A 16739-nucleotide genomic window follows, 5' to 3' on the forward strand; every position below is an offset into this window, starting at 1 on the left:
CATACTTTAATTTCTTCGATGTCGTATTGATTCCCTAGGTCTACTTGCACGTAACACAATCCTGTACTACTAGGACTAATTGCATTAGCTAAATCCAAGTTACCATCTGTTATTTTGGTAAGCGGCGATCCAATAGGGAAATCTACATTAGAAGATACAGGCTTATTTAATGCTTTGTTATCGTTGAATTTGTCATATGCTTGAATCTCTATCCAATGATTTAGACTATCTACTGTATTGCCGTTAAGCCAATCACGGATATATCTAACTTTACGTTTTGCAATTTTAGACATTGTCGGCATTTCTAGTTGCATGATCGGGCGTATTCTATCATTTAGCCAATCAATTTCAATGCTGCTTTGCTCCTGTATTGTAAATCTAGCTGTTCGTTTAATTTCATTAAAAGCGCCGAAATCAATCGACGCCTGCTTAACACTATATAATACTTGTTTAAACTCATTCGCTTTATTTAGCAACTCATATTTAAATTTAACGGAACGGGAACCCTTCGCACCGTGCAGAGCGCTTTTCACTTCTTCATCTGTATATCCATTACGCGCCAAACTTATCATATTAAAATCCCCTCCACATAATACACCTTCAATGGATTGAACGACAGATTCCAAAATATGCGTGTTTCTTCTACTTTCAACGAATCAATCGTTACATATTCTTTCTTACCGAAATTATCTCTTAGTAACAAAATCTCACCAGCTTCAATTAAATCTCGCATTCTCACAACATCTTCATATCTACCTACCTTGTAGCTATATTCAAAATTACGGTCATAATTCTCCCCGAACTCTGTCATCGCATAGCTTCGTCCTGAGAATGCATTCGATACACTGCTTCGAGTACTTGTTTCTGAAGATGCTGCACGCTTTGTAAGTGTTACGTGGTAAGTTGGGTCTGACGCCAGAGATAACTGTACATTCTTTAGCTTAGCAGATACTGTAACGATGTCGCTGTCCATAAATGCTGTATTGTCACCGATAACTCGCACGTAATACTGAATATCAACGCCAGATCGAGGGGTATAATCAATATAAGTCCCTTCTGTACCGCTATCCTCACCGTCCGAGTAAGGTGTAGTTGTTAGGAATGCCCCGTCTAGTAGTACCCATCCTTGATAACCATCATTTCGGTATATCTCGGCATGCGTAATGGCTGGTATCAATCCCAATGGTGCAGGGTTCTTGATATTAATAGATACATAACCATTTATGTTATCTGCATTGATTGTCAATTTAGGCTTAAGTGGCGGCGTATATGACACAAGGAAAGGTGATATAGCAAAGTTACTCCATAATCCTGTACTATCTCTCACGGACACCTCAACAGTATGCCTAGTGTTATTAGCTAAATGGGCAGACACAGTAGCAGCCTTATTCGGACTGTTGCGTTGCTCTTCAAATACCACTGTGTTATTCTCATCGGTTACCCTGATCCAATACGCTAACTGTGTAGGATGAGACCACTGGATAGTTGGATTAGCAAGTACCACGATATCGTTTGCTAATGGATACGTTATTGTAGGTGGTGCTGGTCTAATTGCAGCTGATACAGTAGCGATAGATGAAAATGGGCTACTCAATCCTAGTTGGTCATATGTCCGTACTCTCCACTCTATTTGAGCCACAGGGAACGTTTCTGCCGGGACATTATAAAAGTTATCAGTAGTTGCTATAGTTACATTATTCCAATCCTCATTACCTTTCACTCTCCATTGGAAATCGAATTGTGACTGTGGATCATTCGTATTCGCATCATTGTGCTTCCATGAGAACGTATTAAGTTCGTCCTTACTTATAGCCCCGCCGTTTGGATTTAGATTAGTCGGAATGGTTGGGGCTACATTATGGATAATCGTAAATACATTATCGCTCATATCCCAGTTACTGTAAGTTGAACCATCGTATGCACGTACTCTAATCTTACACAGTGCGCTTTCTGTTTCATTTATGAAATCGTACTCGTATGATGTAGCACCTTCTTTTGTAAGAGATACAAGGTTTCTCCATGTTAACCCATTATTCTTAGATAACTGAATCTGATACTTTAATTTGTTCTGCGGTGTTGCAGCATCATACCAGAACTTGATAGCTAAATCTTGGTTAGCGTAGGCGTTTGGCTTGTTATCTACATACATCTCACCATCTGTATACAAGCCGTTGAAGACACAAGATATTGTAAAACCATCTGTCGCCCTACCAGCCACTTGTATTGCTAATAACGTTCCCTTTGGGATGTATACTGGTGTCGGCAAATCAGCACCTACGAAAGTATATCCGGTTGTTTGTTTAGGTATTGTTACAGGAACAGAAGAGTATACAGTGGTATTTGGCAGTCTTGTGGCAGGATCAATTCCAACGAGTTCAAATTTTAATTTCTCCTCGTAACTGTCCGTGTTATATACGTACATACCTATCTTTGTTATACTGCCAAAGTCTGGCATTTTGAATACTTGTCCAATTCTACTTTGAGCCCCTGTGTATGCTGTAGTAGCATTCATAGGTAGTAATTCAAAGATATTAGGATCAGATAAATCTGTTGATGGCAGCCATTCAATTGTATGTGAGCTATTCCATGTCTCACCACCATTAGGAACTGTTAAAGATGGTGCAGTTGGGACACGGTTATATTCAATACTGAACATAGGATTTTGACTGTACGTTGAAGTATCTTCACTCGTGTTAAAATCAACGTACTTACCTGTTGATCCATCATCAAGAGTCTGCCTAAGTTTAAATCCATTATTGACTAGGCTACCAGTAACCCATCTTCTTACTAGTGCTGTTATATCGAAATCCTTAAACATACCGTTCTCATAAGTATTGAATATCTGTTTTATTCCCGTTACTTCTGTTGTCGGCTGTTTTTCCCAAGTAACGCTTGATTCATACCAGTCACTTGTAACAGCTAATATTTCAAAAGCTCTTTTTGATGAATCGCTAGCTTGAAAAGAGAATAAAGAAGCTTTTGCCGATAGAATTTCAATATTTGACGGTAAACTAGGTAGAGCAAACTTTATAAAAGCGTGCTTGTCCCCACCGCTATTTTCCTTACTCCCTACTTGCGTAGACATTATTTTTGAATCGCTGTAGTTCGTAGTTGGATAGTTGCTATCTACGTAAGTATCTTGGCCATCTGTAGACGACGGGCGGACTACAACTGTAGGGTCAATCTCTACAGGGTAGATCAATCCTGATACGTCTGCACTCAATTCAATATATACATTACCCTCTTCTCTAATAATATTTTGTTCAACATCTCTGTGTTTACCTGAATCATCTTGTAGCCATGCTGGTTGTAATTTAAGTGACCCCGTCGTTAAATCGTCTCCTAAAGATCCTTCTACATTGAATCTAAACTTTGTAGGCGCTTTGTCTGTCTTCAAAATAATTGTCTCTTTTACACCTGATTCTGTTAGATCTAACAAAACATCTGTATCATTCCAAGCATCTTGGTAGTGCGCTCTGTTTTTGATAGTGCTGTCGATGTATGCTCTAGATGGACTAGCTCCAATTGGCGTCAGTTTCAAATAATCATCGCCGCGTCCAACTAAGTACCCTCTAGAGAATTCACGTGGTATTTGCACTTTAAATGGTACTGATAGACCTTGATAATCATAATTATCACGATTTAATTTATTATTTTCTACATCTTTAAGTGATCTCTCTTTCGCAGATGCTAGTAGGTACCTACCGTTTACCTCAACCGGACCGTGATAGTCGAATAAATCAGCTTCATCGTAAAGGTCAGTAGATATATTATGCATGTTACCTGCTTCATCTTCAAAGTGTACTTGGTTTTGATATACCTCTTCTGTGAAAGAACCGTCAAAATTGATCCATGTTTTAGAGAAGGGGGAGCGCTTGTTCAGCATTTCCCCGACTTTAAATGTTTTCACCATAGGTTAGCCCCTTGCTCTCTTCGTTTGTTTAAATGTATTAAAGAAATCCAGTACTTGCTCGAATTCATTCATATTATTAGGGTCGATATTGACCGTGATGTTATTTGTATTACCGCCATTGTTATGATTAATTGTTGAACTTGTTGACGCTGCTCCAGCAGATGCAGCTTGTATCTGAGGCATAGATACTAAATCAGTCATCAATGCGCTTACCTGTGGCATAGCTAGTTTAAGACTATCCGAGATAGGACCACCGAAGTCTAGTTTATCTAGGTCAGAGAGAGGACCAACTTTTGCGGGTGAGAACGGTAAGAAATCACGGACAGCACCTGCTACATCTTTAACTGTGTTTAACACAGCGCTCTTCGCATTCTCGATACCTTTTCTCATCATATCCATGAAGCCTTTACCGGCGTTGAAGAATGAATCCTTAATACCATCTAGCGCATCTGTCATTACCTTGCCGATTTTATCAAGTATCATGCTCCTTATCTCCATCTGCATTGACCATATACCTTTAATAAGTTCTGCGATAATTTTTACACCACACTCTAGTATTTTAGGAAGATTATCAATGAAAGCTTTAGTCAGCTCCACAATTATCTTCAGTCCAGCGTCGATTAATTGAGGAAGTATTTTGATAAGTCCATCAATTAGTGCCATTAAAATCTTCATACCTGCGTCAATAATCTTCGGTAGATTTTGAATTAATGTGTCGAATATCTTCACTATTAATTTCACCGCAGTATCTATCAATTGTGGAAGTATTTTCATGATTCCATCTATCAAAGAGTTTAGTATTTTAACGCCAGACTCTATTATCTTAGGGAGGTTCTGCACTAACGTCTCAACAATTTTCGTGATTAATTTTACTGCTGTTTCGATCAATTGTGGTAAAATTTTCAAAATACCATCTATTAAAGAGTTCAGTATTTTTACACCAGCATCAATAATTTTAGGAAGGTTTTCAGCTATTACTCGTATCAAAGTTTCTATTATCTTAATAGCTGAATCGATTAGCTTTGGTAAAGTTTTAAGAACACCATCAACGAGAGCCATTAGAATTTTAATACCTGCATCTAATATTTGAGGTAGTAATTTAAGAATTGACTCGACAAGTGTGATGATAATTTTTATACCTGCATCAATAATCATAGGCAGAACCTTAGTAATACCATCAACTAAAGTATTAATTATATTAGCTGCTGCATCAATCAATTGAGGTAAGGCACTAAGAATCGCATTAACTAAAGATACAATTATATTGATACCAGTCTCTATTATTATTGGTAATAATGTTACTAATCCAGTTATGAAAGTTGTAATAATAGAAGTTACTGCTTCAACGATTTTAGGTAAGGCACTAGTGATACCTTGCACCAGCATAACGAGTATTTCGACACCTTTTTCAACGATCATAGGTAAGTATGTTGTGATAAATCCGATGAAAGCCGTTAAAACTGAATTGATGATCGTACCTAGTTGAGCCATTAATTGCGATCCGCCTGTTACAGCGCCCTCGCCCATTCGCATGAATAGAGATATCATCGTGATAACTAATCCGGGGATACCGCCAATAAGCATACCTATGATGTTTGGCAGGAAAGTAGTAAATGCTTGAATGATAGGATCAAAGTTACCTTGAAATGCTTGCTGTATAGCGCTGAAAACTTGGATGAATGATTCTCGTAAAGTATTTAATACTGTACCCATTATCATTGCTGCACTTTGGAAGCCAACAGGTAAGTGGGTAATCCAATCATTCATAACGTCACCGACTGCGATAACGCTCCATAGATATTGACCTAGCGCAACCATATGTTGTCCGAACTGCTGAATAGGACCAAGCATAGATATAATTGCATTTCGCATATTTACAACAGACTGCCCTATTGCTTGCGCTGTGTTCTGGAATGGTTCTGGTAAGTGAGTAATCCAATCATTAAGGTGATCCCCGTCTACAGCCGCAAAGAATAGGTATTTACCCATTGCAGCTATACTCTGTCCGAAACTAAGTGCAGCTTGCCCGGCGGTAGCGCATGCACTCTTAACTTTACTTATTGCATTCTGAACTAACTCACTGTTAACTGCTGCGGCAAGCATTTCTTTACTTGTATTTAAGACATGCATTCCGAACTCTTTAATAGCGCTAGCTGTGGCAGTTACTACGTTTCTAAACGCTTCACAGTGATTCCATAGATAAGTGATACCTACTGTCAATCCTGCGATAGCTGCTGCTACTAGCCATACAGTACCGCTCATCGCTGCGAAACCTGTGATAATAGGCATCATTACCGGTTTGAATGAGAACAGTATAGCTCGTAAGCCTTTAAAATATCCAATACCTATTGACAATGGCGATAGTATTAACATCAAGGCGGGGACTAACATCATCGTACCTTGTATAAATTTAGCTAACGTTGGATGAGCTTCGTTAAACTGAATAACTAGATCAGCCATTCCAGCTACGAAATTATACAGAGGTATCATTACTGCTGCGAATGCTTCCTTCATAGGGTTTAAAGCTTCTGACAGCTTTTCCATCATGTTTGAATATGCTTCAGCATATTGTGGGTTCATTTCCATATTAGCACTGTGTAGTGCCCCATATAGCCCCATAGCAGACGCTGCCGCCAAACCGAACACGATAGGAAATGCCATAACCTGTTTGTCGATATCTCGCATTGTATTGCTTAATTGTTTCATGCTAGCATTTGGTCCATGCATTTCTAGTGCAAGCTGGGCAGAGCTACCCGAGTTAGCTACTTGCTCTATAGAGTTAGCTAAAGCCAATCCTGCCCTGTTAGCACTGTATAGAGGATTGTTCCAACTTGCATAGTTTTCACTAATCCTACTAGCAGTTGTACTCATATTGTTCATCATACCAATTTGTTGTAGCATACCCATCATGGCAAGCCTATTAGCATTAATTTGCGCATCTGTAACTTTCTTCTGCGCTGCGCCTAGTTCGGTAGCTTTATCAATCATTTCTTGGGTTGTGCCTGTCCAGTCTTTAGACGACTGTGCTAGTTGGAAGTACCCATGCTGTATACGAATCTGTTCATTGTATACGTCAGACATACCCATCTTCTGCGCTCGGAATGCGTTGTTCATTTCAGCCATCATGCGTCGAGACTCGTCGGATATCTGAACGTATCCACGTCGTATATCATTTGTCATCCCCGTAAATTCAGAACCATAGGCGTTCCGCATTTCCCTGCCTAATGTTCCAGCGTTTCTACCCATTTGGTTTAACTCGTTATTTACTTGATTGACTTCATTCCTAGTTGCTGTTGACATCCCATCAATACCGTTACTATAATCACTACTCATCGCTTGCGCTAGTGCTGCTATGTGTATCCCGATATTAGCAAGAGCATTATTTATATTGGTAACACTTTGACTAGTATCGTTCTGCATCTGGGTAGTTTCACTATATAGAGTGGTATGCATTGAGCCTGTAACACTACTAAGATTTTCACCTATGTTTCTTAGCTCATTGTTGATCCGTTGGACTGCTTGTCTAATGTCGCTTTGCATATTGTTTGATACGCTGTCCATGTTATTACCAATGTTGCCTAGTTCCCTGTTTATGTCTTGGACATCACGTCTTACATTACTAGTATCCAATGCGGTTTCTATTACTACCCGTCCGTCTGCCATTTAAGAATCACCTACCTTTTCATTAATTTCTTTTGTGATTCCATTCGACGATGGTAAGCTTCGTATTCCATTTGCTCTCGGATAGCTTTTGCTTCAGGTAACTCGTATAGCTCTTTCATTTGTTTGATGCGTTTACGTTCATCAGCATTAGTACTATCCTTTTTAGGTATTTCGCAAGTACGGTAGTGTATTGCAATTCCCATTGGTGTTTTATCGGAAAGGTTATTGAATAGAGCTAGGAACTCTTCCCATGTTAGCTTTCCTTGTTGTTCTAAGAGGTTCATTCCATAATCGAACAGGAAAGATGCAAAGATCCGTTCCGCGTCTATAACGAAGTCGACAATAGGTATATCTGGATCATTACTGTCATCGTTACCACTAGCGACATTCCTCTTTTTACCTGTAGAGGATAGATCAATATTTAACTTGTCCCTAAGTACGTCAATAAAGAATCTCTCTTTCCTAGCGCCGTCTAGTTGTGCAACTAAAGATTTATCTACCACCAACATATTTAATGCAACGGACGGTCTGGTGTTTTCCGGTACAGTCTTATCCTCAAACAATTCCAATAACATCAGAACATTGTCAAAAGACAGGTTCAACTCAACGTTGACACCTGCCCATGGGTAAACATCTCTATTTCTATCTGTTAACTTAAACACGAGTTTTAATGTTATTCAGATATTTATTTTGAACTTCCTCTGTTTTACTACGTGTCTCTTCTGCATAGATATCAGATAGATAAGTTACTAGCGCCATAAGGTTCATTACTGAACGACCTGCTTTTTCATATAATTCTTCAAACGTTCCATCTCCTAGAAATACCTCTACCACATGTTTAACTAGCTCACGTTGTGTAACTTGCATAGCATCAATCTCTGTATCTGTAATAGTTGTATAATCGATTTCCTTACCCGTTAGTTCTTTCGACTTATCTTCAAAGATACGAAGCTCTTTCTGGTATTTAGCTAATGCATCATCATCAAAATTAACGCGGTATACTTTACCTGCTACGTCTATCTCTTTATAAGTTTTCTCGAAATTAAATTTAAATTGTGTCATGTATATATCTCCTTTTTGATTTACATTTAAATTTATATAAAAAAAGACAGGGAGATTACTCCCCGTCTTGTACAATTTGTCCATCACCAACAAGTGTATGGTCTTCTTCTAAATTATCCCCGTTATCTACAAGTTCTACGAAGCTTGATTTAACGGGTTGTTCAGGGTGTGACAGGTGCTTCTGTAAATGTTGGTAATCCATCAAAGCTGATTGAGAACTCAATTTCCCCTTTAGAGTTAGCATCTCCACCAGGTGCTTTAATTTCCGAAATAGTTGCAGGGCCTTCCCACTTATCGCCGTTTGGTTCAGTAATATAGAAATTCGTTTTACGAGCAGGGCCTACCTTATTTAACAAACTGAAAATATAATCTTGTGCTGCATCTCCATAGAAACGATGACCCTCAAAAGCATAAGCCAGCATATATCCTGTTACATCTCGTTCTGCTGCTCCGCCTCCATCATAGTAGTAGGTTTCTTCGCTTTCCTCGTTCGAATCTGGATCAACCGATGTAATCCCTTTAGCAATACGTACTTTTGTAGGCGTTTGTCCACCAGGAGTAGTATCAATTTCAAATTTATATCCGTGGTTTAGTAAAAATGCCATATATTATTTACCTCCTATTTCTAACTCTGTACTAAACAGAGCGCTGTATATATACTCATTTGCTGCTGTTTTCTCAACGAAATTAGGCTCAACATATACATTGAGCCGTCTTAGTGTATATGAATCGTCAATAGCGTTAAAATTACGCCTTTGAACGTTATTTAACTCTCTTGTTATTGCTTCAATCGCATTCGTTGCTTCTAATTGGTTATCACTTTTAACAAGCAACTGGAATTGTTTTTTTAATATTTCTCCATCAAAATATTGCTCACCAGGAGCAGATGGTGTCATTCTGATGGCAATACTCTTCTTTGGTGTGTTATTAGTGCCTACATCCAAAACATCTGCTTTTACAGGAGCAAACATGATGCTTGGTGGTAGATTAGTAGTTAGGTGTTTTTTTACTGAATCTATCAACCATTTCATGACTATCCTCCTTTAGCGCAATAAAAAAAGCCATCTTTTAAGATGACTTTAAGTGTTTATCTTCTAATTCTTTTCTCGCTTGAATCGCGTCTTCTATATTGTCAAAACGTTTTGAACGGTAGTCCTTACCTTTAACTCTTATATAAGCTATATATTTGTTTGTCCTTTTTTCTAAACAAACACCGGTAACACCTGTAGAATTCCTTGGGCTAACTCGCTTGTTATGTCCTTGTTCTGATAATGTAGCCCATCTGCAGTTAGATGGTTCATAGTTTCCATTTACATCTATTCTGTCAATTGAATGATTTGGAGATGGTCTTTCTCCCATATCTTCTACAAATAAACCTGGTGATTTTCTCCATCTTTCACAAACGGTAATGCCTCTGCCACCATAATTTTTATACTCAGGGTTTTCCGGATTTTCACAGCGACCTATAATATTAATAATCGCTGCGTATTCTGGTGTTTTAGACATGCCATGTGTCTTTGCTCTTTTAGAAGTAGATTCTTTGTTGTAACAACCACATGATACAGTTCTCCCTGTAGCTAAAGCGTTCCGATTAACGATTTTATAATTACCGCATTCACAAATACATTTGAATCTGACATTATTATGTTTGTCATTTTCGACTCTTTCGACTACAGTTAATCTGCCAAAATTTTGACCTATTAAATTACTATTATTTTTTGGCCTTGAACGGCTAAAAAGTTCTGGTGGTCGAATTCCGCGTCTATACCTTCCAAGAATTGTCCTATAATTAACGCCTACATCAGCTGCCCATTCTGACAAATTCTTTTTCTTTCCTTCGTATTCCAAAAAAATATTACTTTTTCTATTTTTCAAGTGATTATGCAGAGGGACTAATACACAATTGTTCGGACTATAATCACGATTAATATCGATTCTTTCTATAGTCATACTATCTTCATATCCTGATTTAACTAACCATTCTTTGAATATAGTATACTCATGCCAATCGTCACATAACTTAATTCCTTTTCCACCGTATTTGTTAAACGACTGATTTTTAGGATTGTAGCATATTTGTTTAATTTGTGACCATAATTTATATGATTTAGTTCCAGTTTCACCATGTTTTTTATCATGATTTTTTTCTTTTTGATAGCATCCGCAACTGATTGTGTTTCCTCTTTTTAAATGATGAGAAGAAACTTCTTTTGTATTGCCACACTCGCACTCACACATGAACATAGTGTAACTATTTTTTCTTCTTGTATAATTTAAAACTTTTAATCTCCCAAATGTTTGCCCACTGATATCAACAAAAGGTCTACCCATAGCAAAACCCCCATAACAGTTATATTATAACCCTTATATAGATTTTACCATGGATACAAACTTTTATAAATTGTTTTTTATAGTATTTTCAACTATTCTAGCCCAATCAGTTACATTCCTAGCTTTTGCGCACTCAAACCAAAGCGATGACGCATTAGGGTTACTGTCACGTGAAAAATTAAAATTCACTCCATAATAAGTCCGCCGCGCATACGGAGTATTCCATTCAATATGACCTTCTCCCGGTCTACTAAAACGAATAGATGAACGCTCCAATTCACCCGTGTCTTTCGGTATAAAGAAGTTACTGTCTTTCAAAACTTGCTGATCTAGTACGAATTGCGTTTTTTGTATCGCTTCTAGTACTCTACTTTCAATTCCACTTGTATCAACCGTGATATTCAATCTAATCATGATAGCAGTGCCTCTATGTGGTGGAGTTTGCTGCGGTCGTAATACTCATTTATTTCATTAACAATCATTTCTTTGCCATTAAAGATGATTTTTGATTTCTCTTTAAATGTAATTGGGGTTGAATGTACTGCATCATGAAATAGTAGCGTCTTCATTACGACACTTTCACCATTGCCACTAGGAGAAACTGTACGTTTTGGTTCAATACGAACCCTCTCGAGTGTTACAGGAGCAGCATAATTATCATTACCGCCCCAAGTATCATCTTCTCCGATGTATTCTCGATACTCTACGGTATGGATTAACAATGAACGTCTGATTGGTTTAGCCATGTACATTCAGTCCCATATACAATAATCCAGTAGGCCGTAAGTAATCCTTAACAGTAATCGCATAACGGTCATAATAGCTAGGTTCCTCCTGTGCTCCTGCACTCATTCCATTCTCAGAATAAGACCCAACAGAAAATCCTCCGCCACCTTCACTTACTGTTGAAGCAGTTTCGCCATTGATGGCTAAAAACTCAACTTGTGCTGCGGTTGCTTTCTTTACTTGTTGCATAATAAAAGGCATTAACTTGTCTAAGTCAACGCCTTGCAATTTATAATTCGTAATATGATCAATTTGGTCACTAGCACGATTGATAAGTCGTTCTAATAACGTTTCATCTGATGCAGGAGTACCTTTGTATTCGTTATTGTAGTAATCAGCATCTATATATGCCATATGATCACCTACTTAACAGAGGATTCCTTCTTTAACTTAGCAATTTCAGATTTAAGTTTGCTATTTTCAACTTTTAGCTTTTCATTTTCGTCTACTACTTGATTGAACTCTGCTAACGAAACATTACGGCCACCCGTTGCGCGTTTGATAATTGTGCCATCTTCTTCGATTTGGTCATATCCATCTGCTAGATAACTATCTAAACGACCCTCATCAATATGAAGTGTCTTATTTAATTTCTGTACCTTTACAACATTACTCAATATTGTTCACTCCTTTTTATAGATAAAAGAGATGACTATATGCCACCTCTTTAAATGTTTTATAGAATCGTTAATTAAGGAGTAGTGATATTAAATTTAATACCATCTACTTTTTTCTGAATAGCGAATACATCCCAGTACTTACGCTCATAGTACAAATATTTCCCTGCTGTTGCTGCTGTTGGCTCATCTAAGTCAACAAAATCATATTTTTGAGGTGAAATAACAGATAACGGATGAACTAGAATCATATTGATTTGTTTAGCTGCTACATCTGGTACTGCTCCGTTAGTGAAATTGTAAGCAGTTTTCATACGAGATGAAGGCACTACTTTAATTGTTACAGCATCAAGATCGTAAATGTTACGATTTGCTGTACCATTGTTAGTATTAAGAACTAACATACGTTGGATTTCTTTAGCTTGTTTTAATAGCTTGTTGACTTGTGGTGTTACATATAAGATGCGACCTTCTTGTGGAACTTCTGAATCATCCATTTCCATCATGAAATCATCGAATGTGCTTAGTACAGTATCAGCAGTTAATGCAGTTGCGTTTGCTGTTTTCCCTGCTCCAGTAAACTCTGAATACAATTTAGAAGCCATGTACTTATCCATTTCTGGGAACTTCTGTTCACTATTAAACACACGAGTAATATTAACAATAGATAATGCCATGTTTGTTTCATCGATGTCCTGTGGGTCTACTAATGTTTTAAATTCACGATCATGTGCAATTGTTTTTGGTTCCCAATCATTATCAGCGCGGCGTGTATAGTTCCCTACTACATCACGGTCAACATCTGTATATCCACCTACTGTAATACGTGGGATTTGGATTGTTTTCGGACCTGTCCATTTAACACTTTGGTTATTTGGTGTATTGTACAGTTCTGCGAAGCTTAATCCAGTCGAAAATTTTTGTTGTAACCCTTGTTGATAATCATGTGCATAGTTTTTAGCCATGTATAAATCACTCCTATTTGTTTTAATTACATATTTTTAAATGCTTCCACAAACTGATCTGATAATGTAGGTGTACTCTTTTGATGTTGACCAGTTGTAAATGTAGGCTTTGGATTCTCTTGAGGTTCTTCCACTACACCTTTAAAGTGAGGGAACTCTTCAACTACCATTTCAATTGCTTTTGTGATATCTACATCATCACTAACCTTTGTTTTTGCTAGAGTAATTACAGCGTTTAGGTTCTTCTCTTCTGTAATTCCCGCCTTAATAGCAGCATTCTCAGCTTGTAAAGAGAAAATAGTATTCTCACTTTCTTTCGCTTGAGTTTGATACGTTGTAAGCTGCTCATTTAACTTATCTTGCTCCGACTTCTGACTGTCCTGCCATTCACGGAACTTAGCAAGTCCATCTTTGGCACTATTGAAATCTTCAATTCCTAACTGTTTTAATAACTTTTCCTGTGCTTTCTTAGCTTCTTTAGCTGCAACATTATTCATATCTTCTTGAGAGAACGTTTTAGGAGGTTCCTGTGCAGCTGGTGGCTCCGGATTTCCACCATTACCTCCTTCTGGTGTTGTTGGTGCAGCTGGTGGTGTAGTGCCTTCTTCACCCTCTCCACTTTCAGCAAAAAACTGTAAATCTAATCGTAATGGTCCTCCAAGCTTAATAGGTGCTTGATAACCCGTTTCTTTTTGTAACATATATATCCTTCCTTTCGGATTGTTCACTTTGTCTTCCGTTTTATTTAACGTCGTTCGCGGATAAACCGACAAAATAAAAAGAACGCATCATATACATTCTCTGTTTAAATTCTTATACAATTTGTTCCCTATTCTTACGACGCGTTCTACCACTTTCGTTTATGAAGTTTCTCATCTTCGCCTGTCGATCTCTTACCTTCTGTTTAGCTTTATTAATAGATACTTCATCTTTCATACCTTCAGCCATTCGTAATTCTTTCTTAGCTCTACGAATGTTTCTTTCAAGTTCTCGTTGTTGTTGGCTTTGTTTATATGCCTTATCTGTTTCTGATTTTGGATAAGGATGATATGTCTTTTTGTTTTTACCTTCGATGTATCCATAGATGACATGGCGACAATTCACACCTAATAAGCCGCTTGCTTCTCCATAACTCGTACTAGAAAACGGTGGATACTTTTTGCTTTTTCCACTTCTGCTGTAAATACGACCTTGATATGGAGCGCAACCAGGTCTAGAGTCAATGTGGCTACTTACTTCAATCAAATCAACCTCGTATTCATCCATTCTAGCGAATTGTGTTTCATTTGCCACTCTGTTTGATGTAGAACGAATTACCGTGTTTACATATCCTTCTGTTGACCATCTGCGCCCTACCTTATCAGTAATAGACGGAATACCTTTTTTGGCCCATCTTGCAGCAGTCTCTCTTAATGCCTGTTGTGGCGTTCTGAGTCCGACTAATACTTTAGCAGTTGTTTCATTCACAATATCTAAAAAACCTTGTCTCGCAGCCGATATCATTGTTGTATTGACTAAATTAAACGCTTCTAACGCAGTTTTTTCTAATGTAAGTAATATTTTTGCTATCGTGTTGCTTTTTTTGACAGGAACAACATCTGCATTGGGTAACATTGCTTGCAACTCTTTATCCTGTGCAGCTGCTCCCATATATCCAGCTTTATATAAAGCCTTCCTCACTTCTTTTTGTGTCATTTTCGCATGTTTAGCAATTATAGAGTAAGATTCATTAGTTAATTTTCCTAACTGCGCCAACTTCTCTATATTCCATTGCTTTATGTTTTCATTGGTTACATTTTCATCCATACGAAGTGCAATTCCCATGCGGTAAAGTATTTCAGCTTCGATTTTTAGGTATATATCAATTACAAATAGTGATAGTTGCTCGATCTGTTCTGGTGTAATCAATTAGATCACTCCAAACCGCTTGTTAAATCAAGTTCTTGCGGCATTTCAGCTTGTTTTTCTTCTTGGATTTCTTTTAATATTCTTTCTGCTTCTTCTTCTGTTACTTTTAAAACCTTCATGATAGCCATTTTCGCAGAAGTTAAACCGCTCATTTTAAGCTTTATCCAATAATCAGCGTTAGTATTTCTGTCCTCTGCAATGCTATCGTCAAAGTTAACCGATACATCGTATTCTTCTGGAGCAGAGTAGAATTCATATAGTTCTGATACATCTAAAATAACTGCAATTAGGTCTTTCAGTGCTTCCTCAATGATCGTGATATGGCCATTACGTGTTCTGTACGTCTTGCTGTTCTGACTAACGACCTCAGTAGCTGTTTTAAGCCCTTGTGAGTCAAAGGTGAATGAACCAGTACTGAATCCTGTTTGCATTGATAGGATGTTTAGTAAGGCGTTGATAGCAGCGATGTGTTCATCTACTCTTAATTCAACGGAAATATCATGAATCTTATTCATAGCTGCAGCGTCATCGAAGTTCATAGCTTCATATACTTCATCGTTAGAATCAAAATATCTCTGCATTTGACCACTTTGTGGGTCAACAATTGTTCTTACTGCGCTTGAAGGAACGATAATACGCTTCTTACCTAAGCGGAACTCACGCTCAAATGAATCAAAAGCAACATCTAATGATTGGATTGTATCCAAAGCAGCAGAGTAAATACTCACCCCTAGCCTGCTTGTTAAGTCAACATTATTCGCTAAGTTAGGCTTTATATAAACAAAAAGAGAACGTTTTAAGTTCTTAATTTCCACTTCTTCTTTTAAATCTGGATACATTCTATCCAGTGAAATCTTAACGCCTAAATCAGAGCCATCTGACTCATATAGTTCATTCCTAATTACATATACATCTTTTTCCCATCTATGCCATTCGAGCAGCGTATACTTTTTGTTGTTTTTTCTGCTCTCATTAATGAAAATACCTTCTGTAACTGTCTTTCCATCATCAGCAGTTGGTATAAAGCAATCTGCATTGACGAATCCAATGCGAACGCCTTTTTTATCTGCATATACCTTTGCAACGATTCCACCGATAGCAAACATGTATTCTAGATAGTTTTGAAACTGTAGGTAAAAGGAACTGTTTTTGAATACCTCTTGTACATAATTGTGTGTTTCTTCATCGGATAAGCTAATTTCACACTTTTCATTGAAAACAAGGTTCGCCATCTCAGCAGAAATTACTTTCGGCATACCTAATGTTCTCATTTGGCGCTTGTGTGAGTTGCCATCTACTGTTTGATACGTGACATCATGCCATTTAGGATAGTACCCCATGTATAACTGCTTCCACTTTTCAATATTGTTATACATTTTATCTGTCATCATGACATCTTTCATATCTGTTACTTTTTCGATTCCACGTAGTAGTCCCAATTTCGCAAGCCACCCCCTCACTTTTGCAACGATGTTTCCAAACATGTTTTCACCG

The 16739-nt window shown here is 37.7% G+C and carries 15 protein-coding genes and 1 pseudogene; all 16 read right to left on the minus strand.

The features are described from left to right. A pseudogene (locus tag COO03_RS11670) lies at positions 1–572 on the minus strand (hypothetical protein); the annotation flags it as partial. After that, a complete protein-coding gene (locus tag COO03_RS11675; protein ID WP_097897352.1) occupies positions 569–3913 on the minus strand; it encodes a DNRLRE domain-containing protein in 3345 nt (1114 codons plus the stop codon). The pseudogene COO03_RS11670 and the gene COO03_RS11675, both read right to left, overlap by 4 nt. Before the next feature lie 3 nt (positions 3914–3916). Continuing rightward, positions 3917–7576 (minus strand): carbamoyl-phosphate synthase, encoded by a 3660-nt coding sequence (locus COO03_RS11680; protein WP_097897353.1) that lies wholly within the window; start codon positions 7574–7576, stop codon positions 3917–3919. An 11-nt stretch (positions 7577–7587) separates the two neighbouring features. Then, positions 7588–8238 (minus strand): Gp15 family bacteriophage protein, encoded by a 651-nt coding sequence (locus COO03_RS11685; RefSeq protein WP_097897354.1) that lies wholly within the window; start codon positions 8236–8238, stop codon positions 7588–7590. Next, entirely contained in the window at positions 8231–8638 is a 408-nt protein-coding gene (locus COO03_RS11690; RefSeq protein WP_097897355.1) for a hypothetical protein, read from the minus strand. The genes COO03_RS11685 and COO03_RS11690 overlap by 8 nt, the downstream gene beginning before the upstream one ends. A gap of 161 nt (positions 8639–8799) precedes the next feature. Beyond that, entirely contained in the window at positions 8800–9243 is a 444-nt protein-coding gene (locus COO03_RS11695; protein ID WP_097897356.1) for a phage tail tube protein, read from the minus strand. Positions 9244–9246: 3 nt separating this feature from the next. Beyond that, a complete protein-coding gene (locus COO03_RS11700) occupies positions 9247–9669 on the minus strand; it encodes a phage tail terminator protein (protein ID WP_097897357.1) in 423 nt (140 codons plus the stop codon). A 37-nt stretch (positions 9670–9706) separates the two neighbouring features. Continuing rightward, a complete protein-coding gene (locus COO03_RS11705) occupies positions 9707–10969 on the minus strand; it encodes a hypothetical protein (protein ID WP_097897358.1) in 1263 nt (420 codons plus the stop codon). A gap of 63 nt (positions 10970–11032) precedes the next feature. Next, on the minus strand, positions 11033–11383 hold the full coding sequence (locus COO03_RS11710; protein ID WP_097897359.1) for a minor capsid protein: 351 nt from the start codon (positions 11381–11383) through the stop codon (positions 11033–11035). Next, a complete protein-coding gene (locus COO03_RS11715) occupies positions 11380–11715 on the minus strand; it encodes a putative minor capsid protein (RefSeq protein ID WP_097897360.1) in 336 nt (111 codons plus the stop codon). Before COO03_RS11715 ends, COO03_RS11710 begins: the two co-directional genes overlap by 4 nt. Continuing rightward, on the minus strand, positions 11708–12109 hold the full coding sequence (locus tag COO03_RS11720; RefSeq protein WP_097897361.1) for a hypothetical protein: 402 nt from the start codon (positions 12107–12109) through the stop codon (positions 11708–11710). The genes COO03_RS11715 and COO03_RS11720 overlap by 8 nt, the downstream gene beginning before the upstream one ends. Before the next feature lie 8 nt (positions 12110–12117). Beyond that, on the minus strand, positions 12118–12372 hold the full coding sequence (locus COO03_RS11725) for a hypothetical protein (RefSeq protein ID WP_097897362.1): 255 nt from the start codon (positions 12370–12372) through the stop codon (positions 12118–12120). A 74-nt stretch (positions 12373–12446) separates the two neighbouring features. Beyond that, positions 12447–13337 (minus strand): capsid protein, encoded by an 891-nt coding sequence (locus COO03_RS11730; protein ID WP_097897363.1) that lies wholly within the window; start codon positions 13335–13337, stop codon positions 12447–12449. A 26-nt stretch (positions 13338–13363) separates the two neighbouring features. Then, positions 13364–14038, minus strand: coding sequence for a hypothetical protein (locus COO03_RS11735; protein ID WP_097897364.1), 675 nt, complete (start codon positions 14036–14038; stop codon positions 13364–13366). A gap of 112 nt (positions 14039–14150) precedes the next feature. Further along, entirely contained in the window at positions 14151–15245 is a 1095-nt protein-coding gene (locus COO03_RS11740) for a phage minor capsid protein (protein ID WP_306620048.1), read from the minus strand. A gap of 5 nt (positions 15246–15250) precedes the next feature. After that, positions 15251–16729, minus strand: a complete 1479-nt coding sequence (locus COO03_RS11745; RefSeq protein ID WP_097897365.1) for a phage portal protein — start codon at positions 16727–16729, stop codon at positions 15251–15253. Positions 16730–16739: the final 10 nt, after the last annotated feature.

The organism is Bacillus sp. AFS098217, assembly GCF_002551815.1.
Taxonomy (GTDB): Bacteria; Bacillota; Bacilli; order Bacillales; family Bacillaceae_G; genus Bacillus_A.